Below are 26,067 nucleotides of genomic sequence, written 5' to 3'. Positions count from 1 at the left end.
GATCACGTCGGACCCGACCGGAGTTCTCAATGGACTCCGGCCGGCGTCCGGTACCTCTGTCGAAAGCGCGCGTCGAGCACGTAGCGCAGGCCACCACTCAACGCGCCCGCGGAAATCGCGAGACTGTACAGAAAACTGAGAAACACGCTGGGCGGAACCATCCGCCAGCCCGCAGTGCGTCGCACGTAGTTGAAGAGCGGCAGATCGACGCTGATGAACCAGGCCAGGAAGAGGAGGGGTACGACCGCCAGGTAGGGCGAGACCAGCACCAGGGGGAGGCTGGCGGTGGTCAGGGTGGCGGCTGCCACCTCGGCGGGCCGGTGGGTGGCCTCCCGCTCGGGTTTCAACTCACGTTGCTTGAGTACGAGCGGGACCAGCGAACCGGACCGCCGGTAGAGCTTACGCAGGATCGAAGAAAGTTGATCGTCGTCGTCGTGGTACCCGACCACGGACAGGGTGCGGATGACGGGATAGTGCTCCGCGATGCGGAGGCTGAACTCGTGGTCCTCGTTGGCGTACTGGCCCAGCAGCCGCTCGTCGAAAGCTCCGATCTTGTCGATGACCGCGCGCGGGATGGCACCGCTGGCGAAGTGGCCGGTGCGCGCCGCCCCCAGCTTGCGGGTGGCGCGGTAGTGGCCGTACAGCACCTGCACCCACTCCACCACGCCGTCGTCGACCAGGGGACGGTCGCCGTACACCCCCCAGACGGCGCCGTAGGAGGGGTTCTCCTCGAAGATCTTCACGGCGTTGGCGACCGCCTCGGGTGCGAGGGCGACGTCGGAGTCGAGGAAGAAGAGGATGTCGCCCCGACTTGCCGCTATGCCGCGGTTGCGAGCCGGGCCGGCACCCACATTCTCGGTCAGTTCGATGAGGGTGCAATCGAGTTTTCTGACAATCTCCGGGGTGTCGTCCGTGCTTGCGTCGTCAACGACTATGACCTCGACCGAGGGATAGGTCTGATGCAATGCGGAGAGCACGCTCAGAGTGATGGTCTTCGCGCTGTTGTGGCAGGGTATAACCACCGAGACCAGCGGCGTTTTCTCGGGCTTCATTGATGCTCCTCGGGCAGGATTTCGGCTGCGCTGGGAGGTGGACGACGCGTCCGCTCATCGGTTTTCTCATCGTCGAGAAGATCCGTCGACCACCCTAGTACACGTCCGACATCCGTAGACACTCGTTGATCAAGCTGGTGGGCGTTAAAAGGCCGGGATTGGTCCCGTTCGCCTGCTCGGCGTCAATGTGACCCTCATCTCGATGAGGGTGCCGAGATGACGAACTGCTGTGCCTTGTGGTCGGACAGGCCCCGGGGCATGGTCAGGTCGTAGCTGTGCACCGTGATGTCCGGGGTGGTGAAGAGCCAGTCGATTCGCCACATCCGTGGCTTGTCGCCCACCGGCCAGGTGACCGGGTAGAGCGAGGAGAGCACCTTGGTCTGGTCGACCAGCCGGTCGGAGACCATGTCGAGAAGGTTCATCGACGGTGAGGTGTTGAGGTCGCCGGCCATCACCGCCCGATTCGGGTTGGTCGCCAGATCCGCCGCGACAGCCTGGTAGCTGGCCTGGCGGATCTCGAAGTTGAACCGGTCGATCTCGAACATGTTCCGGTCGTCGTCGCTGCGCAGCAGCAGGATCCGCACCGGCGGCTGGAAGATGTGCGTGTTGTAGAACGAGACGACCTGGCCGTTGACCTGGATGTCGGTGCGCAGCGCCTGGGAGGTGTAGAAGAGCGGCCGGTCGACGAGGGCCGGCGGCACGGGCTTCAGGTCGTCCGGCAGGTACGGCGTCGAGTCCAGCCAGGAATGCCCGACCACCGGCAACCGGGTGATCGTCATGTTCCGGCCCTCGCGGACCACGGTGTAGCCGGGAAAGGCCGCCTGTAGTTCCGCCGTCTGGTCGATCTCGTACGCCTGCGCGAAGATGTCGACGAGCGAGTCGTCGACGTTGGCGTACTCGTGCAGCATGTAGACGTCGGCGTCCATGTCCCGCAGGAAGTCGTAGAACTCTTCGGTGGTGGTGCGCTGCTCGCCGCCGTTACGCCGATCCTGGTCCCAGTATTCGGTATTCCAGGTCACCACCTTGACGGCGTCTGCGGGCGCCGGCGGCGGAGTGTGGAAGATCGTCGCGAAGTTGATCCCGCTGTAGCCGACCCCGAGCACCAGGGCCAGCAGTGACGCCCCGACCAGCTGCCAGCGCATCGAGCGGGCCAGCCAGGCCACGGGCAGCAGCAGCACCGGGACCGCCGCCCAGGTGATCGGCGGGAGCAGGTCGATCGGCCCCCACACGTACGTCCGGGCGCTGAGCAGGTGGTGCAGCGCGACGACCGCCAGCCAGCCGAGGCAGGCCACCGCCGCGAGGCGCAGTCCCCACCGTCGGCGACGCGAAGGGGTACGGGGTTCCGGCGACGGCGCTGGTTCCTTTTCGTCCATTATTGTGGTCGTCCCTGCCGCCGCTTCCGCCATGGCAACTCCTTTACGTCACCCCGGTTCCTGCCGGTACCGGCCTCGGAAAAGGTATCGACCGGAACCTTGTTCGAAGCTTGTTCCGCATGCCAAGGAGGGGGCAATCGCCGATCGCTAGCGTCACGAGTGCCAATACCGGATTCTGTCGACCCTGGAAGGAGCGGAGATGGGCGTACATGCAGCTTATCGGCGCTCACCGGGTGGGGCGTCGAAGACGCGCTACCGGCCGGTCGGTGTGCGAATTGCGCGGAATGCGGTGGGCCGGTCGGATCGGTCGGCGAAGCCCGCCGTGGATGATCCGCAGGTGAATAGTTGATAGCGACGAATGCCGGAAACACGGCCGTCGTTGTGACGTGACGTCGCCGTCAAGAAAGCGGCATTTTTTCGACACGGGAGGTGGAAGTGCACGCAGTGGTGACCGGGGCCGCGGGCATGTTGGGCACCGCGTTGTTGGCCAGAGACTGGCCGGGTGTGACCTGGACCGGAGTGGACATCCGACCTCTCGCGCCGAGGGTGCGGGATCGGGCCGGCTTCATCCAGGCCGACGTGCGCGACGCCGACGCCATGACCCGCGCCTTCCGCCGTGCCGACGTGGTCATCCACTCCGCCGCCGCCCTGCCGAGCCACCGCTCCGCGGACATCCGATCCGTCGACGTGGACGGCACCGTGTCGGCGTTGGAGGCGGCCCGACGGGCAGGTGTGGACCGCTTCGTGCACATCTCCTCCACGGCGGTCTACGGACTTCCCCGGGACTGCCCCACTCCGGAGGACTACCCCTGCGAGCCGGTCGACCCGTACTCGGCCGCCAAGCTCGGCGCCGAGAACGCCGTGCTCCGGCATCGTGCACAAGGGCTCTGCGCACCGATCGTGCGGCCCAAGACCTTCCTCGGCGAGGAGCGTCTCGGTCTGTTCGCCATGCTCTTCGAGTGGGCCGACGAAGGCCGCCACTTTCCGCTGATCGGTGGTGGCGACGTCGCCACCCAGATGCTCGACGTCGAGGATCTCTGCGCGGCGATCCAGTTGATCTGCGAGGCACCCGACGACACGGCGAACGACACGTTCAACATCGGCGCACGGGAGTTCCGCACTCTGCGGGAGGACTTCCAGGCGGTGCTCGACGCCGCCGGCCACGGCAAGCGGGTGCTGGCCATGCCGGTGGGGCCGGCCGTCGCCGTGCTACGTGTTCTCGCGGCCACGCGGCTTTCCCCGGTCTACAAGCGACTCGTGCACAAGCTGACCCGCGACTCGTACGTCTCGATCGACCGGGCCGTGCAGCAGCTCGGATTCAGTCCCCGGTTCAGCAACGAACAGGCCCTGCTGAAGACGTACGACTGGTGGCGGGCGAACGCCGCCGGGACGCGGCGCAGCGCCGGACGCACCCACCGCGACCCCTGGAAGCAGGGCGCCCTGAGCCTGGCGAAGGCGCTGTTCTGACACTCCACGGAGCAAGGAGAGGTCCGCCATGAAGCACGCCCTGGAAGCGCCGAGCTCCTCGTCACCCGAGTTGCCTGTGGTCTCCGTCGACCCGGTGGTCGCGGTACAGGCGCTGAGACCCCTGGCCCGCGTCGGCGGGCTGTTCATCCTGCTCCGACCTCGCCAGTGGATCAAGGGCAGCCTGGTGTTGCTGGCGCCGCTCGTGGCCTCCCCGGCCACCGCGGTGACCCAGGTCGTGCCGCTGCTCGGCACCCTGCTGAGCTTCCTGGCCGCCTCCTCGGCCGTCTACATCTTCAACGACCTGCGCGACCGTGAGCGCGACCGGCTGCACCCGGTCAAGCGCAACCGTCCCCTGGCGAGCGGGCGGGTGAGCGCCGGTGCCGCGGTGACGCTGCTGGTCGTCCTGCTCGCCGGCACCGCCGCCCTGCTGATGCTGCTGCCCGTCCTGGTCGGCGTCATCGTCGCCGGCTATCTGGCCATCAACCTCTGGTACTGCCTGGCGCTCAAGCACCAGCCGCTGGTCGACGTGTCGGTCGTCTCCGTCGGGTTCGTGCTGCGGGTGCTGGCCGGCACGATCGCCGTCGGCATCGCCGTCCAACCGGCGCTGCTGATCGGGGTCTACTGCGCCTGCCTCGCGCTCTCCCTCGGCAAGCGACGCCACGAACTCGCCGCCCTGTCCGCCGCCGGTGGCGAAGCGGGGGAGCACCGGCCGGCGCTGCGGGCGTACTCGGTCCCGTTCCTGGATCAGGTCGTGCTGGTGAACCTGGTGGCGGCGCTGGTCGGCTACGTCGCGTTCATCTGGGCGCAGACGCCGCCGTACGGGCCGGTCACCGCCGGGCTGACCTTCCCGTTCGCCGCCTTCGCGGTGCACCGCTACCTGCAGATGATCGCCATGGGCGGCTCCGGCGGCGATCCGGTCGAGGACCTCTTCCGGGACCGCGCCATGTTGGTGAACGTCGGTCTCTGGGCTGCGGTGCTGGCCCAGGCGATGCTGACCAGCATCTGGCAGCTCCGGTAACCGAACGACACCCTGGAGAAACCCGTGAGCAGCAAGAACTCCCGTGAATACGACCTCTGCGTCGCGGTCAACTACTACTCGCCGTACGTCAGCGGGCTGACCGAGGTGGCCAGGGTGCTCGCCGAGGGCCTCGTCGAGCGGGGCTGGCGGGTGGCGGTGGTCGCCGTCCGGCACGACCCGGCGCTGCCGCTGCGGGAGAGCCGCAACGGCGTCGACGTCTACCGCAGCCCGGTGGTCGCCTCCATCAGCCGAGGCCCGGTCAGCCCGGGCTTCCCTGCCCTGGTACGCCGGATCGCCCGCCGTTCGCAGGTGGTCAACCTGCACCTGCCGATGCTGGAGGGGGCGCTGATCACCGCCCTGCCGCTGGGGGTGCCGGTGGTCAGCACGTACCACATCGATCTCTGGTTGCCGCCCACCCTGGTGACCCGGGCGGCGATGGCGGCCGTACGGGTGTCGTCGCGGATCACCCTGCGCCGCTCGGACGCCGTCGTCGTCAACAGCGACGACCAGGCGCAGTACTCCGAACTCTGGCCGATCCTGCGGTCCAGCCAGCGCTCGGCGATTCCGGCGCCCTGCCTGGACCGCCGTGGCGGCGAGCCGACCTTCCGGGAGACCGACGGCCCGCACATCGGCTTCCTCGGCCGGATCGTGCCGGACAAGGGCCTGGACTACCTGGTGGCCGCGTTCGCCGAGATCACCGACCCGCAGGCGCGGCTGCTGCTCGGTGGCGACTACCTGACCGTCGCCGGCGGCAGCGTGATCGACCGGATCCGGGCCGCCGCGCAACGCGATCCCCGGATCCGGATCCTCGGTCTGCTGCGCGGCCAGCAGATCAACGACTTCTACGCCTCGATCGACGCGTTCGCCCTGCCCTCCATCGCGGAGTCCTTCGGCATCGCGCAGGCCGAGGCGATGATGTGCGGCATCCCGTCGGTCACCACCGACCTGCCCGGCGGACGGTATCCGGTGCTGGCCACCGGGATGGGCCGGATCGTCCAACCGCGCGACCCGGTCGGGCTGCGCGCGGCGCTGCTGGACGTGCTCGGCTGGGACGCCGCAACCCGGCGTGAGGGTGCGAAGCGGGCCATCGAGGAGTTCAGCGTCCAGGGTTGTCTGGACCGGTATGCGACGCTGTTCCGGGCTCAGGGTGCACGGGCCAGCGCATTGATGTGATTCATCGTCCCGTCCGGAGTGTGGCGGGAATCAGTCGCGGAGGTAGGCATGCAGAGCAGGGATTTCGGTCGTCTCGGCAGCGTCAGCGCGCTCACCCTGGGCGGGGGCGGGATCGGTAACGTCTGGGGAGCGACCGACCACGCCGAGGCGGTGGCGACCGTCCAGGCGGCCATCGACGGTGGTGTCACGATGCTCGATCTGGCGCCGACCTACGGTGACGGCTACGCGGCCGAGAACGTCGCCGGTGCCGCGTTACGCGCCATGCCGGCCGCCGACGTCCTGGTCACCAGCAAGATCGAGCTTCCCGAGCAGGATGGTGGTGACCTTCCGGAGAAGATGATCCGCAGCCTGCACGCGACCCTGGACCGCATCGGTCGCGAGCACCTGGATCTCTTCCTGCTCCACTCTCAACTGCACCCGCACGGTTGGACCGGCCCCACCCCCCGGACGCTGGGCTGGGACCTCTACCTCGACCAGGTGGTGCCGACCTTCGAACGGCTGCGCGCCGAAGGGAAGATCCGGGCCTGGGGGCTGACCGGGGTCGGCCACCCGCAGACCGTGATCGAGGCGATGCGCCGGCAGCCGCGTCCGGACGCGGTCCAGGCGGTGGTGAACGCCCTCGACCTCAGCGGCGACATGTGGCTGCTCGGGTCGTCGGCCGAACCTCGCAACGACGAGATTCGTCAGGCCGCGGTCGACGACGGCGTCTCGGTGATCGCGATCCGCGCGGTGGCGGCGGGAGCGCTCACCGAGGGCATCGACCGGGCCGTGGACGACGACTCGCCGGTCGCGGTCGACTTCGCCCGAGCCGAGCCGTTCCGTGCGCTCGCCGCCGAGTTCGGTGAGTCGCCGGCTTCCCTGGCCCACCGGTACGCCCTCAGCGTGCCCGGTGTGGCGACCGTGGTGCTGGGCGTGAAGAACCGCGCCGAGTTGGCCGAGTGCCTCGCCGCCGAGGCGCGTGGCCCGCTGACCGAGGCGGAACTCAAGGCCCTGCGCGACCTGCGAGCCTGAAGGGCACACAGCCGACCGTGAACCTCTGAAACCCTCCCCCCGCCCAGGACCCGCTGACGCGAGGCGCGGCGCGGTGCCCGCCGGGATGCACCGGGAAGTCCGGACAACTTCGGGGAAAGTGCTGCCTCGTCAGTCGGCGAGACAGCACTTTCCCCGTATCTGCTACCAGGGCCGGGCTGCGGTGGGTGGCGTTGCGTCGTTGTTCAACTTATTCATGACGGGCGTCAGAATTTCTTGACTTCCGGTGCCGGGTGACTGACCATGGCCAACACAGCGACGTGACCTCTCACACAGTGGTAGGTCACCTGCAGATCCGTGGCATCCGCCGATTTCTGACGCACCCCACCACCCCCGCCCAGGAAGGGCCTCGTCAATGAAGAAGGTCATCGCACTCGGGCTGATCGCCGCCACCGCGATCGCCCTCACCGCATGTACTGATTCCGATGCGTCCTCCCCGTCCGACCCGGCCGACGGCGACCTGCGCCAGGTCCGGGTCGCGGCGTTGCCCATCACCGAGACCGCCGCGCTGTGGGGCGGCATCAAGGCGGGCATCTTCGCCAAGCGCGGCCTCAGCGTGGAGGTGCTGCCCGCCCAGGGTGGTGCGCAGGCGATTCCGGCACTGCTCAACGGCGACATCGACTTCGCGATCGGCCAGCCCTTCGGCCCGTTCCGGGCCGACCTCCAGGACCTCGGCGTGGTCATGATCGGCAACTACGCCTCCTCGTACGCCGAGGGTGACGACATCAACGCCGTGGTGGCCTCGGCGAAGTCCGGCATCACCCGGCCGGCCGAGCTGGCGGGTCGCCGGGTCGCGGTGAACAGCCTGGGCGCGGCGGGCGACGTGACGATCATGGCGGCGGTCGAGAAGGACGGCGGGGACCCGTCCACCATCAAGTTCGTCGAGGTCGCCTTCCCGGACGCCCCGGCGCAGTTGGAGGCCGGCAACATCGACGCGGCCTGGGTGCCGGAGCCGTTCGTCACGCAGCTGCGCAGCCGTGGCGACACCTTCATCGTGGCGCCCTACCAGGCGGTCGTGCCGGGTCTGACCACGCTGACCACGATCACCACCAAGGAGCGTACGGAGAAAGACGCCAAGCTCGTCGACGACTTCGCGGCGGCGATGAAGGAGACGCTCCAGTGGGCCCAGGACTCCGCCAACGAGACGGCGGTCCGGCAGGCCATCAAGGACAACCTGCAACTGCCGGAGCCGGTGGCGGATTCGGTGAAGCTGCCCGAGTTCGGGTGGGACCTTGACCGGACGAGCCTGCAGACGCTCGCGGAACTCGCCCAGAAGTACCGCGTGCTCGACAAGCAGCCGAACCTCGACCGGCTCATCCAGCAGAAGTAGCCCGCGATTGCCCGCCCTCCCCGGTGCCGGAGACCGGGGAGGGCGTCGCCGCCGCTTGTTCACGGGAGTGACATGGCTGTCCCATCCACCCGACGCCTGCGTGGGTTGCGCAAGGCGCTGCTGGGCCTCACCGGCCTGGCCGGATTCCTCGTCGTCTGGCAGCTGATCCCGACGCTGGGCCTGATCAACTCGCAGTACCTGCCGTACGTGACGGACGTGTTCGCGCGGCTGGCCGAGGAATCCGTCGACCTCGCGTTCTGGCGGCGGCTGGGGTCCACCATGAAGTCCTGGGCGATCGGACTGACGGTGGCCACGTTCGCCGCCGTGGTCCTCGGCACGGTCGTCGGCCTGGTGCCGTTCCTCCGACGCGCCACGCACACGATGATCGAGTTCCTGCGGCCGATCCCGTCGGTGGCGTTGATCCCGCTGGCCGTGCTGATGTTCGGCATCCAGATGCAGGCCGCCCTGGTCATCATCATCTACGCATCGTTCTGGCAGGTGTTCGTGCAGGTGATCTACGGCGTGGCCGACGTCGACGCGGTCGCCCGGGACACCGCCCGCAGCTTCGGGCTGACCCGCCGCGAACAGTTGACCCACCTGGTGTTGCCGACCGCCCTGCCGTACCTGATGACCGGGGTGCGGCTCGCCGCGGCGGTCGCACTCATCCTGGCCATCACCGCGGAGATGGTGATCGGCAACCCCGGCCTCGGGCGGATGATCGAGCTGTCCCGCTCCGCCGGGGACTCCGTCGGCCTGTACGCCTTCGTGGTGGTCACCGGCCTGCTCGGGCTCGCGGTCAACCTGGTCTTCCGGTTCGTCGAGCGGCGCACGTTGTCCTGGCACGAGTCGATCCGAGGGGAGCAGGCCCGGTGACCAAGCACCCTGACCGGATCGCCGTCGCCGAGCGCACGGCCGGGCCCGACGTCGCGCGTCGGCCCGGGGTCGGCTCCCGGATCGCGGCGAGTCTCGGCTATTCGCTCGGGCTGCCCATGCTGCTGCTGGTGGTCTGGGGGCTGCTCGCGACGAGGTCGACGAACCGGTTCTTCCCCGACCCGCTGACGATCTTCGAAGCCTTCGTGGACACCTGGGTCGGGCCCGCGTTCGTCGAGGACGTACTGCCCAGCCTGTACCGCCTCGGCCTCGGCATCACCGCCTCGATCGTGGTCGGCATCGCCGCCGGCACCATCATCGGCCTGATGCAGTGGCTGCGCGAACTGCTCGAACCGCTGCTGGAGTTCTTCCGGGCCATCCCACCGCCGGTGCTGATCCCGGTGGCGATGCTGCTGCTCGGCATCACCGACACCATGAAGGTCGTGGTCATCGTCTCCGGCGCGGTCTGGCCGATCCTGCTGAACACCATCGAGGGCGTACGGGCCACCGACAGCGTGATGACCGAGACCGCCGACTCGTTCCAGGTCACCTGGTGGGAGCGGCTCTGGTTCCTGGTGCTGCCGGCGGCCAGCCCGCGCATCATGGCCGGGGTCCGGCAGGGCCTGTCGGTCGCGCTCATCCTGATGGTGATCTCGGAGATGTTCGCCTCGTCCGCCGGGCTCGGCTACCGCATCGCCTACTTCCAGCGCAACTACCTCATCGCCGAGATGTGGAGCGGAATCCTCCTGCTCGGTCTCGTCGGCGTCTTCCTCGCCGTCGTCTTCGGAATCGTCGAGCGGCGCGTGCTGCGCTGGTACCACGGACTCAGGGAGGTCAACCGTGCCTGACCGGAGCACCCTGCTGCGGGTGGAGCATCTGCGCAAGGTCTACGAATCGGCCACCGGCAACGTCGAGGCGATCGGGGACATCAGCTTCACGATGAACGCCGGTGAACTGGTCTGCATCGTCGGGCCGTCCGGTTGTGGCAAGACCACGCTGCTGAAGTGCCTGGCCGGTCTGCTGCGCCCGACCAGCGGCGTGGTCGAGATGGACGGTGCGCCGGTGACCGGGCCGAGCCCGGCCATGGCTGTGGTGTTCCAGGAGTACGGCCGCAGTCTCTACCCGTGGCTGACCGTACGCGGCAACGTCGAGCTGCCGCTGCGGCACAAGAAGCTCAGCCGCGCCCAGCGGGAGAAGTTGGTCACCGACGCGCTCGTCGCGGTGGGGCTGGACCATGCCGCCCGCAGCCATCCGTGGCAGCTCTCCGGGGGCATGCAGCAACGGGTGGCGATCGCGCGGGCCATCGCGTACCAGCCCGAAGTCATGATCATGGATGAGCCGTTCGCGGCGGTCGACGCGCAGACCCGGGCGGACCTGGAGGACCTCGTCCGCGAGCTGCACACCAGCCGCAACATGTCGATCCTCTTCGTCACCCACGACATCGACGAGTCGGTTTACCTGGGAGAACGGGTTCTAGTATTGTCCAAGTCGCCGACCTGGGTTCAAGAGGACCTCGCGATCGATCTGCCGCCTACGCGTGATCAGATCACCACCCGCGCCCTGCCCCGGTTCACCGAGCTGCGGACCCACGTCTACGACCAGATCCAGCGGGCCAAGCGTGGCAAGACTGTCGACGCGCAACCGGCGCGGTGACCGCTGCGGCCGCCACGACGGATTCGCCGAAAGGGAGGGCTGTGCGTAGCCGTCAGCCGAAGCAACTGCTGCTCGCCTTCTTCGGTGAGCATGTGGTCGACGCCGCAACCGGGCCGATCCGGGCCAGTGCCCTGATCAGCGTGCTGGAACCGGCCGGCGTCGCCGCGCCGGCCACCCGCGCGACCCTCGACCGCCTGGTCGGCAGCGGCATCCTCGCCCGCACCAGGAACGGTCGGGAGACGCTGTTCTCGCTGACCGAGCACGGTGCGGCAGTGCTGCGCGAGGCAACGGACCGGGTCCGTGGCCCTCGGCCGTTCGACCCGCAGGGCAACGGGTGGACCCTTGTCACCTTCTCCATTCCCGAGGGCCAGCGGATGCTGCGGCACCGGCTGCGCTCGACCCTTACCTGGGAGGGGTTCGCGCCGATCCGGGACGGCCTGTGGCTCGCGCCCGGCGAGGTCGACCTCGCCGGCTCGTTGGAGCCGTTACGGCAGGATCTGCCACCGCACACCGTCATGGCGTTCCACGCCCGGGAGCTGGACGGCTTTCCGATCGCTGAGAGCGTGCGCGCCGCCTGGGACATCGAGGCGATCCGGCGTGAACATCTGGCCTTCATCGAGGTGTGGGACGACCCGGCCGCCGTGGCGCTGGCACCGAGCGCGCTGACCGTACGCACGATGCTGGTGGCGGACTGGCTGGCGCTGCTGCGCGCCGATCCCCGGCTGCCGGCCGAGTTCATGGACGAGCAGTGGCCGGCCACCCGGTCGGCGGAGACCTACCGCCGGATGCACGAGAAGCTGGCCGAGGCGTCCGCCGCGGAGTTCGCCGAACTCGTCGCCGCCCGCACCTCGGTCAGACGCCGAAACGGGCGCGCAGGTCCGCCTTCCGCACCTTCCCCGACGCCGTCCGCGGCAACTCGTCCACGATGATGACGTTCTTCGGCAGCTTGTAGCGCGCGAGCCGGCCGTCGAGGTACGCCCGTACGGCCTCGACGTCCACCGCCGCGCCGTCGCGTACCGTCACGATCGCCCACGGCACCTCGCCCCACCGTTCGTCGGGCACGCCGATGACCGCCGCCGCGGTCACCCCCTCCAACTCGCCGAGCAGTTGCTCGATCTCGGCGGGGTAGATGTTCTCCCCACCGGAGATGATCATGTCTTTCAGGCGGCCGGAGATGTGCAGGTAGCCGTCGGAGTCCAGGTAGCCGAGGTCGCCCGAACGGAACCACCCGTCCGGGGTGAACGCGTCGGCGGTCGCCTCGGGCAGCCCGTGGTAGCCGGGGAAGACGTTCGGCCCGGCGATCTCGATCTCGCCGACGCTGCCGGTGGGCGCCGGCTCCCCGCTCACGTCGGTGATCCGTACCTCGGTGAAGAAGTGCGGCAGCCCGACGCTGCCCTGCTTGGCGCGGGTCATGTGCGGCGGCAGCGAGGTGGCGCCCGGTGACGCCTCGGTCATCCCGTAACCCTGGGAGAACGACAACCCCCGTGCCTCGTACGCGTTGAGGATGCGCGGCGGCACCGCCGAACCCCCGCAGGTCAGCTTCGCCAGCGTGGACAGGTCGGTCGAGGCCCAGTCGGGATGGTCGGCCATCAGCTGATACGTGGTGGGCACTCCGCTGAGCATGGTGACGCCGTGCCGTTCGATCTGGGCCAGCGCGCGTCCCGGCTCGAAGCCCTTCTCCAGCACCATCGTGGCGCCCTTGAGGATGACCGGCAGGGCGCCCATGCCCAGCGAGGCGACGTGGAACAGCGGCGAGATCATCAGTGCCACGTCGGTCGAGACGACGTCGTAGTCGACCACGCAGTTGATGGCGACCCAGGTCAGGTTGCCGTGGGTCAGCACCGCGCCCTTGGCACGACCGGTGGTGCCGGAGGTGTAGACGATCGCCGCCGGGTCCCCGTGATCGGTGGCGACGGGACCTGCGGCATCGGTGGCTGCGGTGCGGGCCAGTCGCGCCAGCCCCGGTCGGTCCGCGTCGCCGTCGCCGGTGACCACCACGTGCGGCGTCCGCGCGGCCGGCACGGCTGCGGCCACCCGGGACGCGAACTCGGGGTCGTGGATGAGCACCCGGGCACCGGAGTCGTCCAGGACGTGGGCGATCTCCGGTGCCGCGAGCCGGGTGTTGACCGGGACGAAGACGGCCCCCAGCTGCGCCGCGCCGAACATCACCTGGAGGAACTCGGGGCTGTTCTCACCCAGGTACGCGACCGCGTCGCCCTTGCCGACGCCCTGGTCGCGCAGCACGGCGGCGACCCGGTCGGTGGCGTCGGCAAGTTGGGCGTACGTCAACGTCGAGCCCTCGCCGTGGACGAGGGCGACCTTGTCGGGGGACTTGAGTCGACGCTTGGCCATCCAGACGCCGATTCCGTGCTGGTGCATCATCAGTCTCCTGGTGGTGGAGGTGGTGTGCTCACCCGGCCCGGCTGACCCCCCGCTCGGGCGTGAAGCCTGTCAGCGCCGGCTCAGGCGTAGAAGCGGTACAGCCCACGGGCGACGACCGCCGGCTTGGCGCCGCCTTCGATCTCGATGGTCTGGTCGACGGCGATCTGGTAGCCACCCCGGACCTCGGTGACCTCGGCGATGGTGGCCCGCATGCGCACCCGGGAACCGACAGTGACCGGCGCCGGGAAGCGGACCTTGTCCAGGCCGTAGTTCACCTTCGTGGTCACCCCCTTGACCTCCAGCAGCTCGGTCCAGAAGGGGACGGCCAGCGAGAGGGTGAGGAAGCCGTGCGCGATCGGCGCGCCGAACGGGCCGGTCTTCGCCCGCTCCGGGTCGACGTGGATCCACTGGTGGTCGTCGGTGGCGTCGGCGAAGAGGTTCACCTGGTCCTGGGTGACCGTCCGGTACTCGGTGTAACCGAGGTCGGTGCCGGCGAGGTCGGCGAGCTGGTCGTAGGCGATGGTGGTCGTCATGGCGGTTCCTCTCGTCGTCACCGGGCAAGGCGCAGCAGTCGGGCCGCGTTGTCCTTGAGGATGCCCGGAAGCACGTCGGGCTTGAGGTCGGTGGCCGCCACATCGCGCAGCCAGCGGTCGGGGGTGATCAGTGGATAGTCGGTGCCGAAGAGCACCCGGTGCTTGAGCATCGAGTTGGCGTAGCGCACCAACTCGGCCGGGAAGTACTTCGGGCTCCAGCCGGACAGGTCGATCCAGGTGTTGTGCTTGTGGGTGGCCACCGACAGCGCTTCGTCCTGCCACGGCACCGACGGGTGGGCCATGATGATCTGCAGGTCCGGGAAGTCGGCGGCGATCGGGTCGAGCAGCATCGGGTTGGACAGCCCCAGCCGCAGCCCGTAGCCGCCCGATGTGCCCGCGCCGATGCCGGTCTGTCCGGTGTGGAAGATGGCGGGCAGGCCCGCGCGCTCGATCAGCGCCCACAGCGGCGCGTACTTCTCGTGGCTCGGGTCGAAACCCTGCACGGTGGGGTGGAACTTGAAGCCGCGTACGCCCTCGTCGGAGATCAAGCGGGCGGCGAGTTCGAGGGCCGCTTCACCGGTGCGCGGATCGACCGAGCCGAAGGGGATCAGCACGTCGGCGTGCTCGGCCGCGGCGCGGGCGATGTCGGCGCTGGACAACGGCGGATGCTTGAGCTGCGTACGGGCGTCGACGGTGAAGACGACGGCGGCCATGTTGCGCTCGCGGTAGTACTGCGCCACCGCGTCGACGGCCGGTCGCGGCCCGTCGGTGCGGAAGTACTTCGACACCGCCGCCACCAGTGGCTCGGGCAGCGAGGCGTGACCGTGGTCGTCGACCTCGATGTGGACGTGCATGTCGATCGCCGTGACGGCGTCGAGGTCGATCGCGGGCTGGTACATGAGGGGCACCTTCGTCGGGCGGGGTGGCGTCAGGGGCGGTCAGGAGGCCGCGGGCTGGAACTCCTCGGGGAGCTCGGGGAAGCGTTCGCCGACGCTCTGCAGGGCGGCGGCGAACTCGGTCGGCCAGGCCTGCACCAGCGCCTCGTAGCTCCAGCCGCCCTCGTGGTAGGCGGTCAGCGCCGCCTCCGGGTGGGTCCAGATCTGCAGGCGGTCGCCGCCGACGCCGATCACCTGGCCGGTCACCCCGGCCGCCGCGTCGGAGCCGAGGAAGGCGATCAGCCCGGCCACGTCGTCGGCGGTGCCGAAGCCGAGGTCGTGGCGGAAGAACGCGGGCATCGGCTCGCCGTTCGCCTCGGCCTGCACGGCGGCGGCGAAGTAGGGCACGGTCGCGGTCATCGCGGTCGCTGCCACCGGTACGACGGTGTTTGCGGTGATGCCGGCCCGCTTGAGCTCCAGCGCCCAGGTGCGGACCATGCCCACGATGCCCGCCTTGGCGGCCGCGTAGTTGGTCTGGCCGAAGGTGCCCCGCTGCCCGGTGGGCGAGCCGATGCAGATGATCCGGCCGCCCTCGCCGGCCTGCCGCATGTGCAGCACCGCCTCGCGCACGGTGGTGAAGGTGCCGCGCAGGTGCACGTTGATCACCGTGTCGAAGTCGTCGTCGCTCATCTTCCACAGCACCGTGTCGCGCAGCACGCCCGCGTTGGTGACCAGGATGTCGAGTCGCCCGAACTCCTCGACCGCGGCGGTGACCAGTTGCTTCGCCGTCTCGGTGGGGCCGACCGGTGCGGTCACCGCGACGGCCCGCCCACCGGACGCCTGGATCGCCGCGACCGCGTCGGCTGTGACACCGGCATCGACGTCGTTGACCACGACGGACGCCCCCCGGCGGGCCAGCTCCTTGGCGTAGGCGAGGCCGAGACCTCGACCGGATCCGGTGACGATCGCGACTTTGCCGTCCAGTGGTGACATAGAGGTGCTCCTTTGCGTCCACGCCGATCTGAGCACGAACCGTTGAAAAAGTCAATTATTTGTGAAGCTTGCTACCATCGTCGTCATGTCCCCTATCGGAAAGACCCGGCCGACCGGACGCGACCGGCTGCGGGACAGCGTGCTCGCCGGGGACCTGAGCTTTCTGCTGGCCCGCGCCAACGCCCTCACCCTCGCCGCGGCCAACGCGGCGTTGGCCGAACACGGGCTCAAGGCCCGCTCCTACTCGGTGCTCGCGCTCGCCGCCGACGACGTCCGTCCCACCCAGCGGGAACTTGCCGAGTTCCTGCGGCTGGATCCGAGTCAGGTCGTGGCGCTCGTCGACGGGCTGGAGAAACGCCAGCTCGTCGAGCGCCAGACCGACCCCGCCGACCGTCGCGCCAACGTCCTCGTCGCCACCGACGCCGGTCGGGCCCTGTTCGCTCAGGCCCAGGAATCCGCGCGGGCCGTGGAGCTGGGCCTGCTGGCCGCCGTCACGCCGCAGGACCATGAGCGGCTGGCCCAACTGCTGCGGCTGCTGGCCTTCCCCGACTGACGCCGTGACCGGGCGGCACCTGCGATGGCACCGCCCGGTCCCGGTCTGCACCCGTGCGACCGCTACGCGGCGCAGTCGACGGCCGCGTGTCCGCGGATCACCGCGGTCGTCACCGCCTCACCGTCGAGTGACCCGGTGACACGTACCGTCGCCGTGCCGGTCGGCAGGGCCGCCACCCGCGTGGCGAACTGCTGGAAGGCGTTGCCGCCCGGTGCCACGCCCGCGAACGACCGCTCGCCGTACGCGGTCTCCAGCGCGATCTCCACCGGCGCGACGTGGTCGTTGCGCACCTGCACCGCCACGTACGCCCGGCCGGCGATGCACCGGGCCTGCACGGTCACCGTGACCGGCAGCACCGGTCGCACCTGGGGCTCGGGAGACCAGCGGATCCAGGTGTCGGCAAGCGGCACCTGACCCACGCCGGGCTTCGACCAGTCACAGACGCCGCCGGGGAAGACCGCCTGCAGGCGCTGCCACTGCTCGTCGGTGAAGCTCACCCCGTACGACTCCCGGTTCAGGGGCGTGAGCTGGCACTTGAGCACGGCGGAGGTGGTCGGTCCGCCGGCGACCACACGCGGGTTGCGGTGCAACGGGAACAGCTGGTTGCACTGGGCCGCCGGGTCCAGGGTCAGCGCCTCGGTGATCCGGTCGCCGTTGGCCGCGATGCAGCCGTCGGCCAGGCCCTCGGGCCGGGACAGCCGGGTCAACGTCACGTCGTCCAGCTTCGGCTGCGCCGCGGCCAGCGCGGTCCGGGCGGTCAGCCAGGTCTCCATGCCCTCCAGGGCGAGGGTCGAGGCGGTGTTGGCGGCAGCGCCCGGCGCGGCGGTGATGCTGATGTGGTTGTCGGCGTTGCCGTTGGCCGCGACGATCCGCTCCCGCATCGTCCAGGACCGGAACCGGTCGTGGAAGTCGCCGGACGGGTCGGTGTAGCCCCGGGTCTCGATGATCGGCGTCCAGCGCAGACCGCCGTCGAACTGGTTGACCCGGCCGGTCTCGTACGCCACCTTGATCGCGTCGACGTCCGCCGAGGTGCGCTGCGGGGTGCGGTTGCCCTGGACGTCGAGGCCGCCGATGCCCTCGTTGAGCCGGACGAACTGCTCCGGGCTGATCGTGCCCGCCTGGAGGGTCTGCAGGCCGTACTGCACGCCGACCGTGTCCGGAATGATCGGCCGGCCGAAGCCGGTGGCCGGGTCGACGCCGTACACGTTGGAGATGAAGTCGGCCATCGCGCAGCGGATGCCGGTCGGGTTGGTGACCGGGTGGTACCGCTGCGCCGCCGGGACGTGGCTCGGGCAGTTGGCCGGCCAGTCGACACCGTCGAAGAACTGGTAGCCGAAGCAGGTGTTCGGGCTGGCGAAGCCGGTCACCGCGGTGTGCTGCGCGGTGGACAGACCGGCGGCGGAGGCGGCCTGGCTGATGAAGCGGCACTCGTGACCACTGACGGTCGTGGAGCGCTCGTCCGGGTAGCCGATCTGGCCGATCACGCCGTCGATGATGCCGGGGTACGCGTTGGAGATCAGCAACTGCTGCATGGTGCCGGCCGAGCCACCCCAGCCCATGGTGAAGGCGGGCACCCCGTACGTCTCGATGAAGTGCTCCTTGACCATCATCGCGGTCTCGGCGGAGGTCACGTCGTTGCAGTTGTTGGCGAACACGTTGAACGTGGAACTGGCCACCGCGTAACCCCGGCTGAGCAGGCCGTGGTCCAGCACCCCGCCGGTGCTGGTGGCCTGGGTGTAGCCGATGCCGCAGGCGCCGCCGAAGGTGTAGACCAGCCGCTCGTTCCAGCCGTCGGTGGCCGTCCACGGGTCGGGCAGGGCGGTGCCCGGCTGGTGCAGCAGCGCGATCTCGTAGACCGCCCGGTTGATGGTGCCCCGCTCGATGCGTACGACGTACGGCACGGTGCGGCCGTCGATCGTGGTGGTCGTGGCCACGTTGCCGGGCAGCGGGCCGTCGGGCAGGGCGGTGAAGCTGCCGGCGGTGGTGCGGTACTGGTACGTCACCCGGGGTGCCGCCACGTGGCAGTTCTCGTCGACCGGCCCGAGGTTCCAGGGGCTGCCGGAGGCGGTGCAGAACAGCGGGATGTGCGGGCCGGAGAAGACCGGGCCCTGCGCGGGGTGGTTGACAAGCGTCACGTCGGCCGTCGGGCGGCCCTGCCCGTTGCCGTTGGACCGGATCTGGAGGGTGTTGTCGCCCAGCGCCAGGTCGTCGACCAGGCCGAGCAGCGTACGACCGTCGCCGATCGGGCGGAACTGGCTGGTCAGGTTGCGGCCGTCGAGGTGGACCTTCACCTGGTGCGGCGGAACGTTGCGGGGCACGCCGATGCGGACCAGGGCGTCCCCGCCGCTGACCAGGTCGGCGCGGGTGGAGACGACCTCCACGTCGAAGGTGCGGTCGACGCCTGCCTGGGGCGGCGGTGCGGCCAGGGCGGGCACCGCTGGGCCGCCGACAAGTGTGCTGGCGACGATCGCGGTCAGGGCGAGTTTCCAGGTTCGTTGCGGAGATTTCTCCCGGGATCGACGTGAGTGCATAGCAGGGCCCCTTTCAGCCGGGAACGGGCGGCTGGACCTCCTGGTCACATGTGCACGGGGAACCTAATGCGAATTCTGATCGCGCGTCAACGAATCTGCAATGTATCTACTTCAGACGCGACTTCGCGCCGTCTGCCGCATGGTCGGGAGTCTGGACGAGCTCCTCGAAACGCTGCTGCGCCGGCCGGGCCAACGCCGCGGAGGTCTCCAGGAACATCGCCCGCGCCTGGGCGCGGGGGAAGGAGGCGGGCAGGAACATGGCCGGCAGGTCGGGATCCTCGCCCACCAGCGCCCGCCAGTCGTTGACCATCTCGGTACGCCGCACGAGCGCCTGCGCGGGTGACACCTCGCCCGCGGCGGCCGGCCAGACCAGATCCCGGTAACGCTCCAGAAAGGACTGGTAGCCGGCAGCCAACTCGTCGATCCGCCACGCCGCCTCGAGCCGGGCCCGGCCACCGGGCAGCAGATCCAGGTCGGTGGCGCGCAACACCACCGCATCACTGACGCCGAGCTCGCTCAACTGCTCGCGTACCTCGTCGAAACGGTCGTGCGGGGTGACCCAGGTGCCGTCGTACAACGGCGAGAAGGTCAACCAGCGCAGCCGGGCCCGCAGCAGCCGACGCTGGTTCGCGTCGTCAAGCGGCAGGGTGAACGCGATAAGGGTCCACCTGCCGTCCCAGCTGCTCTCGTCGGTGCTGGCGAAGATGCGCCGGCCCCCGCGCCGCAGGATCTGCGCCGCCGACTCGGTCAACCGGTAGCTGGTCCGGCGGCCCTCCTTGGTCCGCTCCAGCACCCCGCGCTGGGTCAGCCGGCTGAGCGTCGCGCGGGCGTTGGCCGGCGCGATGTCGAATTCGGCAAGCACCGCGACCAGGCCGCCGGAGGGCAGCGGCGCGTGCCCGGCGCGCCAGTAGTCCCCGAGCAACGTCACAAGCAGCCGTTGCGCCCGCGCCCGCCCGACCGCCGCCGCGCCGTCCGTGGGCGGCTCCAGCGCGTGATGGAGGTCGGACATCCGGATAAATTACTGCGTCTCAGAACGCGTCGGCGACGGCACCCGACCGGGCGGCCGGCGGTACGAGGTGCCCAGCGCCCGGGACAGCACCCGGCCTGCCGCCTGCACCAGCGGCGCCAGCGCCAACGGGTCCGCGCGGTCGTGGGCCACCACCAGCGAGATGGCGGCCACCACACCGTCTGATCCCCGGATGGGCGCGGCGACCGAGAGCGCGTCCATGGTGACCTGGCGGTCGCTGACCGCGTACCCGACCCGACGTACCTCGGCCAGGCACCGACGCAACCGTCTCGGGTCGGTGATGGTCAGCTCGGTGTAGCGCTCCAGCGGTGCGGCCAGCACCTGCTCCTGGACCTCGGCCGGCGCGTAGGCGAGCAGGACCAGCCCGACCCCGGTGGCGTGCAGCGCGAACCGCCCCCCGACCCGGGTGAGCACCGGCACCGCGTGCCGCCCGGCGATCCGCTCGATGAAGACGAGTTCCAGGCCCTGCCGGACGGCGAGCTGGACGTTCTCGTGGGTGACCTCGTAGAGGTCTTCCATGATCGGTAGGGCCAGCTCCCGCAGCCCCAGACCCCGGGGTGCGAGGGAACCCACCTCCCACAGCCGCAGGCCGATGCGGTACCGCCCGTCGTCGCCACGCTCCAGCGCGCCCCAGGCGACCAGTTCCGCCGCGCGGCGGTGGGCGGTGGGCAGCGGCAGCCCGGCGCGGCGGGCCAGCTCGGTCAGGGTCAACGCCGGGGTGGCGGGGGTGAACGCGTCCAGCAGCGCCAGCACCTTGCTGGTGACCGATCGGCCGGGCTGCGCGTCCACCCCGCCATCATCCCGCCTGCGCCGGGCGCGTCACAGCTCCAGCACGAGCCGGGGCGTACGGGCCCGGGACACGCAGATCATCATGGTGTCCCCGGCCGCCCGTTCCTCCTCGGTGAGCAGGCTGTCCCGGTGGTCCGGCACCCCGGCCAGCACGGTGGTCTCGCAGGTGCCGCAGGTGCCCTCCCGGCAGGAGGAGAGCACCTGCACGCCGGCCTCCTCGACCGCCTGGAGGATCGGCGTACCGGGCGGCACCGTCAGCGTCTGGCCGGAGATGGAGAGTTCCACCTCGACTGTCGTGTCGACGCCGTCGACGCCGGATGCCGGGGTGAACCGCTCGACGTGCAGGCAGCCGGGCGGCCAGCCGAGACAGTGCTGCTCCACCGCCGTGATCAGCGCCTCCGGGCCACAGCAGTAGACCAGCATCCCGGCCTCCGGGCGGCCGAGCAGTCCCGGCAGGTCGAGCAGGCCGGTCTCGTCCTGCGGGCACAGGGTCACCCGGTCGCCGTACTTCTCCCGCAGCGCGTCGGCGAAGGCCATGGTGGCGCGGCTGCGTCCGCCGTACACCAGTCGCCAGTCGGCACCGGCGGCGTCGGCAGCGGCGACCATCGGGCCGATCGGGGTGATGCCGATGCCCCCGGCGATGAAGAGGTATCGCGCTGCCGCGACCAGCGCGAAGTTGTTCCGGGGACCGCGCACCGTGACGGTGGCGCCGGGCGTCAGCCGGTCGTGCACCTGCCGCGAGCCGCCGCGCCCGTCCGGCTCGCGCTGCACCGCGATCCGCAGCCCGGACCGGTCCGCCGGGTCGCCGCAGAGCGAGTACTGGCGAACCAGGTCCGGGCCGAGCAGCAGATCCAGGTGTGCGCCCGGAGTCCACTGCGGAAGGTCACCCCCGTCGGGGCGGCCCAGGGTGAGTGCGACGACGTCGCGGGCCACCTGCTCCCGGGCGGTCACCACCAGGTCCCACTCGGTCACGCCGGCACCGCCGTCCGGGTCGGCAGCTCGGGCGCGGGCGGGGCGGGGGAGCGGTGGCCCTGCGGGTGGGCGAGCAGCCACTCCCACAGCTCCACCGGTTCCTCGGCGACCCGTTCGGCCCCGCAGTGGCAGACTCCGCGCAGGATGTCGGTGCCCGGCATCCAGTGGATCCGGTAGACCCGGTCACCGGTGAGCATGCCGGTCGGCCCGCTCACCGGGTCGCCTCCACCCTCCCCGCATCGACCAGGCGGGCCAGCAGCCGCCGGGCCGCCAGGCCGCCGGTGTCGATGTTGATGCTCAGTTCCTGGTACTTCTCCGGTTCGGCGGCGATCACCTGCTCCAGGATGTTCAGCGCGGTCACGTCCTGCATGACCACCGTGTGGTTGCTCTGGTGCAGGTACTCACTCACCGACTCGTCGTCGATGGCGAAGTCCCGGGCCACCGCCCAGAAGTCGTACGTGGTGTGCTCGGTCGACGGGGTGATGGCGTACACGATCTCGGCGTGGAACGCCTCGTTGTCCTCGCCCTGCGCCGGCGGGTAGACGCCCTGCGGCGCGATCCGGCTGTGCAGCAGGTACAGGCACGGCGGGTGGTACTCGATGTCCTGCCAGCGGGTGATCCGGCCCTGGATGCCTGTGGAACGCGCGTAGAAGGGCGGGCACTCGGCGTCGTCCATGTGCCGGCTGACGTAGACGATGCCGCGTTCGTCGTCCACCTCCGTGGTGATCGGGGTGTTCGCCACCTCGGGCGTGCCGATGTAGCCACCGTGCAGATAGGTCTCGTGGGACAGGTCCATCAGGTTGTCCACCAGCAGGCCGTACCGCGCGTTCAGCGGTGCCATCCCGCGCACCACCGCGTAGCGTGGGTCGGTCAGCCAGGGAGCGCGGGGGATGGTGGCCGGATCGGCCCGGTCCCGGTCACCGATGAACACCCAGACGAACGAGTCCTGCTCCACCACCGGGTACGCCGCCACCCGGGCGGTACGCGGAATGCGCTGCTGACCCGGCACGAAGACGCAGGAGCCGGTCCGGTCGTAGGTGAAGCCGTGGTATCCACAGACGATGGTGTCGCCATCGAGCCGGCTCTCCGACAACGGGTAGCGCCGGTGCACACACCGGTCGGCAAGTGCCACCGCCTCCCCGGCACCCGTGCGGTACAGCACCAACGGCTCACCCAGCACCGTACGGGCCAGCAACTCCCGCCCGACCTCGCTGCCGTAGGCCGCCACGTACCACTGGTCACGTGCGAACGCCATGGGGACCTCCTCCTGAGACGAACCAGCCGGATCATCCCGTGACCCACGCGTGATCGGGACCACAGCTTTCACTGAATGAAAGCCGAGGATGACTCGATCATCGGGGCGGTTCTGGTTAGGGTGTGACGTCGTGCTCGGCGGAAGACTCCACATTGGGGCGGGTGCTGGATGACGATCACTGCGAATGACGTGGAACTCGTCACCGCGGCGCGGTCGGGCGACAGGTCGGCGCGTGAGCAGCTCATCGCCGCGCATCTGCCGCTGCTCTACAACATCGTCGGTCGGGCCCTGCACGGTCACGCCGACATCGACGATGTGGTGCAGGAGACCCTGGTCCGGGTGATCCGTGACCTGCCCGCGTTGCGTGCCCCGGAGAGCTTCCGGTCCTGGCTGGTCGCGATCGCGGTACGGCAGATCGCCAGCCACCGCCAGCGGGTGCGCACCGCCACCCACCGGGCCAGCGCCGTCGACCCTGCCGACCTGCTGGCCGCCGGTGGCGACGTCGCGGACGAGGCGATTCTGCGGCTGCACCTGACCGACCAGCGCCGTCAGGTCGTCGAAGCGAGCCGCTGGCTCGACCCCGCGCACCGCCCGATGCTGGCCCTGTGGTGGCAGGAGTGCGCCGGCCAGTTGACCCGCCGGGAGGTGGCCGCCGCCTGTGACACCCGGGTCGCGCACGTCGGCGTACGCCTGCAACGGATGCGCGAACAACTCGAACTGAGCCGTGGCATCGTCGCGGCACTCGCCGCGCAGCCGCGCTGCGCCGGGCTGGCCACCGCCGTCGACGGCTGGGACGGCGCGCCCACTCCGGTGTGGCGCAAGCGGATCGCCCGGCACACCCGCGCCTGCTCGACCTGCTCGACGTGCACCGGGGGCCAGGTGCCGACCGAGCGGTTGCTGCTGGGCATCGCGCCGCTGGCGGTGCCGGCCGGGCTCGTCGCCGCGCTCGCCGCCAAGGGCCTGCTGACCACGACCACCACGACCACCGTGGCCACGCCGACGCTGGTGGCGGCCTCCACCGCGGCGACCACCAACGGAGGTACGCCCGCTCTGCTGTTCGGCAAGATCTCCCAGGTGGTCGGTGCCCACCCGATGGCGGGCCTGGCTGCCGGTGCGGTCCTGCTCGCCGGTGCGGTGGCGGTCGTGGTGCAGTCCGGGGCGACGCCGACCCCACCGGCCATCGCGGCACCCACCTCGGTGGCGCCCGCAGCGGGGCGCATCGCGCCGTCGCCCACCACCTCCCCGGCCCAGCCGTCCCTGGCCCGGCGGTCCCCGGTCCCGTCGCCGCCGGTCGCACCACCACCGGCGCCACCCGCGCCACCGCCGTCGTCGGCCACGCCGCCGTCGAGCCGGCCGGCCATCGCACCGGGCACCATCGGTGTGGGCGTCTGGTCACTGGAGTCGGCCAGGAAGGCCGGCCGATACCTCAGCCACGACGGCAAGTACGCCACCCTCGGCACGGTCGACGGGTCCAGCCCGAAATCGGCCCGGCAGCGAGCCACCTTCGCCGTCCAACGCGGGCTGGCCGACCCGAACTGCGTCACCCTGCTCGCCACCGACGGTCGCTACCTGCGGCACTGGGGGATGCAGGTGCAGCTCAGCCCCGAGGAGAACTCGACGATCTTCCGCGAGGACGCGACCTTCTGCCCTGAGCCGGGAGCAAGCAGCGGATCGGTGACCCTGCGGTCGTACAACTACCCGTCGCACGTGGTGCACCACCGCGACGGGGGTTTCTGGCTGGACGTTCCCGACGGCAGCTCGGCCTTCGCGGCCGACAGCGCGTTCGTCGTACGGGATCCCTGGGCCTGACCCGATTTCCGTTATCCATGGGTCGGTCACGCAGTCTCCCACTGTGTGAGGTGCCGTCGGTCACGCGTGGACGTCCCGGAGTGGACGTGTCAGTTTCGTTCCCCGGGAAACGAACTCCGGGGGTGGGGTGGTCGTGGCTGAGCACATCGAGCAGCCGCCCCCGCCGCTGCCGGCCACCGAACCCGCGGAACATCCACCGATGCGCCCGCTGTGGTTGTGTCGCCGGTGCGGTCAACCGTGGCCGTGCACGCAGGCCAAGCTCGCCCTGCTCGCCGACTATGCCGGCAACCCGGTCAGCCTGCGCCTCTACCTGGCCGGCTGCCTGTGCGACGCCATCGACGACCTGCACCGGCTCAGCCCCAGCGTCACCGGCAGCGCCGTCGACATGTTCGATCGCTTCCTGGGCTGGCCGGGCCAGCTCGCCCGCGCCTACCGGGTGACCCGCCGCTCCGGTGGCGGTCCGGGGCGGCCCTCCGGCGACGCTTCGCCGGGTGGCCGGTCGCTGCCGGTGCCGCCGCCGGCGGTCACCGGGCGCACGGAGCGTTCAGAAGAGGGTTGTGGGCTCGACCGGGATCGGCCTCGGTAGGGGCGCCAGTTCGGGCAGGCGGGCGCGTACCTCGTCGTGGAAGCGGCGGGCGAGCGTCGGCGCCTGCGCGTTGTCCGGGGTGTGGATGAAGACGGTAGGTGAACGTCCCTCGCGCAGCCAGCCGACGGTGATGTCGACCCAGCGCTGCCATCCGTCGACCGTGCGGTCCGGGTCGTCACGGCCGAGATAGCGGACGATCGGCTGGTCGGTCAGCGCCTCCGTACGCAGTGGGGTGCGGGGCTTCTTCACCCAGGCGTCCCGCTCGGCGTCGCTGGTCGGCGGGCTGGCGAAGAACGCGGTGGTGTCGAACGGCACCCACTCGGCACCGGCCCGGGTGAGCACCTCCGTCAGCTCTCGCGCCGCCCGGGCGTCGGTGAAGAACTCGGGATGGCGTACCTCGACGGCGCACCGGTGACTGCTCGGCATCCGGCGCAGGAAGCGGGCCAGAGTGGGTACGTCCGTCGGCGCGAACGACTGGGGGAGTTGCACCCAGAGCGCGTGGGCGCGGGGGCCCAGCGGCTCGATCGCGTCCAGGAAGGCCCGCATCGGCTCGGTGACGTCGGTGAGCCGATGGTCGTGCGTCACCACCTTCGGCAGCTTCGGCACGAATCGGAAGCTCGCGTCGGTCTGTCGTGCCCAGGAGGCCACGGTGTCCCGCGCCGGGGTCGCGTAGAAGGTGGTGTTGCCCTCGACGGCGTCGCACCAGCCGGCGTAGTGCCGCAGGCGTTCCTCGGCCGGCAGCGGATGCGCCAGCAGCCGGCCCTGCCACGCCTTGTGTGTCCACATGGCACAGCCGA

24 protein-coding genes and 1 pseudogene are annotated in these 26,067 nt (G+C 70.2%); 12 read left to right on the top strand and 13 right to left on the bottom strand.

Features of this window, described 5'->3' with window-relative positions; all coding sequences use genetic code 11:
- Positions 1 to 26: 26 nt before the first annotated feature.
- On the bottom strand, positions 27 to 1,052 hold the full coding sequence (locus EG812_RS11990; RefSeq protein WP_013731939.1) for a glycosyltransferase family 2 protein: 1,026 nt from the start codon (positions 1,050 to 1,052) through the stop codon (positions 27 to 29).
- Between the two features lie 194 nt (positions 1,053 to 1,246).
- Entirely contained in the window at positions 1,247 to 2,458 is a 1,212-nt protein-coding gene (locus EG812_RS11985) for an endonuclease/exonuclease/phosphatase family protein (protein WP_126711570.1), read from the bottom strand.
- A gap of 402 nt (positions 2,459 to 2,860) precedes the next feature.
- On the opposite strand from EG812_RS11985, the gene EG812_RS11980 reads away from it, so the two are divergent.
- The 9 genes from EG812_RS11980 to EG812_RS11940 all read left to right on the top strand — a co-directional run bounded on the left by EG812_RS11980 (position 2,861) and on the right by EG812_RS11940 (position 11,894).
- On the top strand, positions 2,861 to 3,892 hold the full coding sequence (locus EG812_RS11980; protein WP_086011273.1) for an NAD-dependent epimerase/dehydratase family protein: 1,032 nt from the start codon (positions 2,861 to 2,863) through the stop codon (positions 3,890 to 3,892).
- Positions 3,893 to 3,920: 28 nt separating this feature from the next.
- Positions 3,921 to 4,910 (top strand): UbiA prenyltransferase family protein, encoded by a 990-nt coding sequence (locus EG812_RS11975; protein WP_013731942.1) that lies wholly within the window; start codon positions 3,921 to 3,923, stop codon positions 4,908 to 4,910.
- 24 nt (positions 4,911 to 4,934) lie between these two features.
- Positions 4,935 to 6,083 (top strand): glycosyltransferase family 4 protein, encoded by a 1,149-nt coding sequence (locus EG812_RS11970; protein WP_126711569.1) that lies wholly within the window; start codon positions 4,935 to 4,937, stop codon positions 6,081 to 6,083.
- 48 nt (positions 6,084 to 6,131) lie between these two features.
- Complete coding sequence (locus EG812_RS11965; protein WP_126711568.1) at positions 6,132 to 7,094, top strand: aldo/keto reductase; 963 nt, start codon at positions 6,132 to 6,134, stop codon at positions 7,092 to 7,094.
- Positions 7,095 to 7,467: 373 nt separating this feature from the next.
- Positions 7,468 to 8,442: an ABC transporter substrate-binding protein gene (locus tag EG812_RS11960; RefSeq protein WP_013731945.1), complete on the top strand. Its 975-nt coding sequence runs from the start codon at positions 7,468 to 7,470 to the stop codon at positions 8,440 to 8,442.
- Between the two features lie 72 nt (positions 8,443 to 8,514).
- Entirely contained in the window at positions 8,515 to 9,315 is an 801-nt protein-coding gene (locus tag EG812_RS11955; protein WP_050814555.1) for an ABC transporter permease, read from the top strand.
- The gene (locus EG812_RS11950) at positions 9,312 to 10,160 is read left to right on the top strand and encodes an ABC transporter permease (RefSeq protein WP_013731947.1); all 849 of its coding nucleotides are present in this window, start codon (positions 9,312 to 9,314) and stop codon (positions 10,158 to 10,160) included. Before EG812_RS11955 ends, EG812_RS11950 begins: the two co-directional genes overlap by 4 nt.
- Positions 10,153 to 10,965, top strand: a complete 813-nt coding sequence (locus tag EG812_RS11945) for an ABC transporter ATP-binding protein (RefSeq protein WP_013731948.1) — start codon at positions 10,153 to 10,155, stop codon at positions 10,963 to 10,965. The genes EG812_RS11950 and EG812_RS11945 overlap by 8 nt, the downstream gene beginning before the upstream one ends.
- Before the next feature lie 41 nt (positions 10,966 to 11,006).
- Complete coding sequence (locus tag EG812_RS11940; RefSeq protein WP_126711567.1) at positions 11,007 to 11,894, top strand: PaaX family transcriptional regulator; 888 nt, start codon at positions 11,007 to 11,009, stop codon at positions 11,892 to 11,894.
- Here EG812_RS11940 and EG812_RS11935 read toward each other — a convergent pair.
- From EG812_RS11935 to EG812_RS11920, 4 genes are all read right to left on the bottom strand, one after another.
- On the bottom strand, positions 11,818 to 13,344 hold the full coding sequence (locus EG812_RS11935; RefSeq protein WP_233579456.1) for an acyl-CoA synthetase: 1,527 nt from the start codon (positions 13,342 to 13,344) through the stop codon (positions 11,818 to 11,820). The genes EG812_RS11940 and EG812_RS11935 overlap by 77 nt on opposite strands.
- A gap of 83 nt (positions 13,345 to 13,427) precedes the next feature.
- Positions 13,428 to 13,880 carry a MaoC family dehydratase gene (locus EG812_RS11930; protein ID WP_126711565.1) on the bottom strand — a complete coding sequence of 151 codons (453 nt, stop codon included), beginning with the start codon at positions 13,878 to 13,880 and terminating at the stop codon, positions 13,428 to 13,430.
- A 17-nt stretch (positions 13,881 to 13,897) separates the two neighbouring features.
- Positions 13,898 to 14,779, bottom strand: coding sequence for an amidohydrolase family protein (locus EG812_RS11925; protein WP_126711564.1), 882 nt, complete (start codon positions 14,777 to 14,779; stop codon positions 13,898 to 13,900).
- 39 nt (positions 14,780 to 14,818) lie between these two features.
- Positions 14,819 to 15,748 carry an SDR family NAD(P)-dependent oxidoreductase gene (locus EG812_RS11920; protein WP_013731953.1) on the bottom strand — a complete coding sequence of 310 codons (930 nt, stop codon included), beginning with the start codon at positions 15,746 to 15,748 and terminating at the stop codon, positions 14,819 to 14,821.
- An 85-nt stretch (positions 15,749 to 15,833) separates the two neighbouring features.
- Between EG812_RS11920 and EG812_RS11915 the strand changes: the two genes are divergently transcribed.
- Positions 15,834 to 16,301: a MarR family winged helix-turn-helix transcriptional regulator gene (locus EG812_RS11915; protein ID WP_013731954.1), complete on the top strand. Its 468-nt coding sequence runs from the start codon at positions 15,834 to 15,836 to the stop codon at positions 16,299 to 16,301.
- A gap of 62 nt (positions 16,302 to 16,363) precedes the next feature.
- Here the strand turns inward: EG812_RS11915 and EG812_RS11910 are convergent, their stop codons facing one another.
- The 6 genes from EG812_RS11910 to EG812_RS11885 form a co-directional block, all read right to left on the bottom strand.
- Entirely contained in the window at positions 16,364 to 18,832 is a 2,469-nt protein-coding gene (locus EG812_RS11910; protein WP_013731955.1) for a DUF6351 family protein, read from the bottom strand.
- A 106-nt stretch (positions 18,833 to 18,938) separates the two neighbouring features.
- Positions 18,939 to 19,841 (bottom strand): PaaX family transcriptional regulator, encoded by a 903-nt coding sequence (locus tag EG812_RS11905; RefSeq protein WP_013731956.1) that lies wholly within the window; start codon positions 19,839 to 19,841, stop codon positions 18,939 to 18,941.
- A 9-nt stretch (positions 19,842 to 19,850) separates the two neighbouring features.
- Positions 19,851 to 20,648 (bottom strand): IclR family transcriptional regulator, encoded by a 798-nt coding sequence (locus EG812_RS11900; RefSeq protein ID WP_013731957.1) that lies wholly within the window; start codon positions 20,646 to 20,648, stop codon positions 19,851 to 19,853.
- A gap of 30 nt (positions 20,649 to 20,678) precedes the next feature.
- Entirely contained in the window at positions 20,679 to 21,620 is a 942-nt protein-coding gene (locus EG812_RS11895) for a PDR/VanB family oxidoreductase (protein WP_013731958.1), read from the bottom strand.
- Positions 21,617 to 21,835 carry a hypothetical protein gene (locus tag EG812_RS11890; RefSeq protein ID WP_013731959.1) on the bottom strand — a complete coding sequence of 73 codons (219 nt, stop codon included), beginning with the start codon at positions 21,833 to 21,835 and terminating at the stop codon, positions 21,617 to 21,619. Before EG812_RS11890 ends, EG812_RS11895 begins: the two co-directional genes overlap by 4 nt.
- Positions 21,832 to 22,875, bottom strand: coding sequence for a Rieske 2Fe-2S domain-containing protein (locus EG812_RS11885; protein WP_013731960.1), 1,044 nt, complete (start codon positions 22,873 to 22,875; stop codon positions 21,832 to 21,834). Before EG812_RS11885 ends, EG812_RS11890 begins: the two co-directional genes overlap by 4 nt.
- A gap of 168 nt (positions 22,876 to 23,043) precedes the next feature.
- Between EG812_RS11885 and EG812_RS11880 the strand changes: the two genes are divergently transcribed.
- On the top strand, positions 23,044 to 24,684 hold the full coding sequence (locus EG812_RS11880; RefSeq protein ID WP_233579455.1) for a sigma-70 family RNA polymerase sigma factor: 1,641 nt from the start codon (positions 23,044 to 23,046) through the stop codon (positions 24,682 to 24,684).
- A 199-nt stretch (positions 24,685 to 24,883) separates the two neighbouring features.
- Positions 24,884 to 25,126 (top strand): annotated as a pseudogene (locus EG812_RS11875) (hypothetical protein); the annotation flags it as partial.
- 102 nt (positions 25,127 to 25,228) lie between these two features.
- Here EG812_RS11875 and EG812_RS11870 read toward each other — a convergent pair.
- Positions 25,229 to 26,056: a DUF72 domain-containing protein gene (locus EG812_RS11870; RefSeq protein ID WP_198408950.1), complete on the bottom strand. Its 828-nt coding sequence runs from the start codon at positions 26,054 to 26,056 to the stop codon at positions 25,229 to 25,231.
- Positions 26,057 to 26,067 lie beyond the last annotated feature (11 nt).

The organism is Verrucosispora sp. FIM060022 (genome assembly GCF_003977705.1).
Lineage (GTDB): Bacteria > Actinomycetota > Actinomycetes > Mycobacteriales > Micromonosporaceae > Micromonospora > Micromonospora gifhornensis.
This window is presented reverse-complemented; position numbering and strand designations above follow the sequence as displayed.

What these genes read in the sequence shown, in the direction of transcription:
- EG812_RS11915 (WP_013731954.1), top strand. Translation starts at nt 15,834, where the DNA reads ATGTCCCCTATCGGAAAGACCCGGCCGACCGGACGCGACCGGCTGCGG.
- EG812_RS11960 (WP_013731945.1), top strand. Translation starts at nt 7,468, where the DNA reads ATGAAGAAGGTCATCGCACTCGGGCTGATCGCCGCCACCGCGATCGCC.
- EG812_RS11870 (WP_198408950.1), bottom strand. Translation starts at nt 26,056, where the DNA reads ATGTGGACACACAAGGCGTGGCAGGGCCGGCTGCTGGCGCATCCGCTG.
- EG812_RS11975 (WP_013731942.1), top strand. Translation starts at nt 3,921, where the DNA reads ATGAAGCACGCCCTGGAAGCGCCGAGCTCCTCGTCACCCGAGTTGCCT.
- EG812_RS11905 (WP_013731956.1), bottom strand. Translation starts at nt 19,841, where the DNA reads ATGTCCGACCTCCATCACGCGCTGGAGCCGCCCACGGACGGCGCGGCG.
- EG812_RS11985 (WP_126711570.1), bottom strand. Translation starts at nt 2,458, where the DNA reads ATGGCGGAAGCGGCGGCAGGGACGACCACAATAATGGACGAAAAGGAA.
- EG812_RS11965 (WP_126711568.1), top strand. Translation starts at nt 6,132, where the DNA reads ATGCAGAGCAGGGATTTCGGTCGTCTCGGCAGCGTCAGCGCGCTCACC.
- EG812_RS11885 (WP_013731960.1), bottom strand. Translation starts at nt 22,875, where the DNA reads ATGGCGTTCGCACGTGACCAGTGGTACGTGGCGGCCTACGGCAGCGAG.
- EG812_RS11930 (WP_126711565.1), bottom strand. Translation starts at nt 13,880, where the DNA reads ATGACGACCACCATCGCCTACGACCAGCTCGCCGACCTCGCCGGCACC.
- EG812_RS11935 (WP_233579456.1), bottom strand. Translation starts at nt 13,344, where the DNA reads ATGCACCAGCACGGAATCGGCGTCTGGATGGCCAAGCGTCGACTCAAG.
- EG812_RS11990 (WP_013731939.1), bottom strand. Translation starts at nt 1,052, where the DNA reads ATGAAGCCCGAGAAAACGCCGCTGGTCTCGGTGGTTATACCCTGCCAC.
- EG812_RS11955 (WP_050814555.1), top strand. Translation starts at nt 8,515, where the DNA reads ATGGCTGTCCCATCCACCCGACGCCTGCGTGGGTTGCGCAAGGCGCTG.
- EG812_RS11925 (WP_126711564.1), bottom strand. Translation starts at nt 14,779, where the DNA reads ATGTACCAGCCCGCGATCGACCTCGACGCCGTCACGGCGATCGACATG.
- EG812_RS11920 (WP_013731953.1), bottom strand. Translation starts at nt 15,748, where the DNA reads ATGTCACCACTGGACGGCAAAGTCGCGATCGTCACCGGATCCGGTCGA.
- EG812_RS11880 (WP_233579455.1), top strand. Translation starts at nt 23,044, where the DNA reads ATGACGATCACTGCGAATGACGTGGAACTCGTCACCGCGGCGCGGTCG.
- EG812_RS11910 (WP_013731955.1), bottom strand. Translation starts at nt 18,832, where the DNA reads ATGCACTCACGTCGATCCCGGGAGAAATCTCCGCAACGAACCTGGAAA.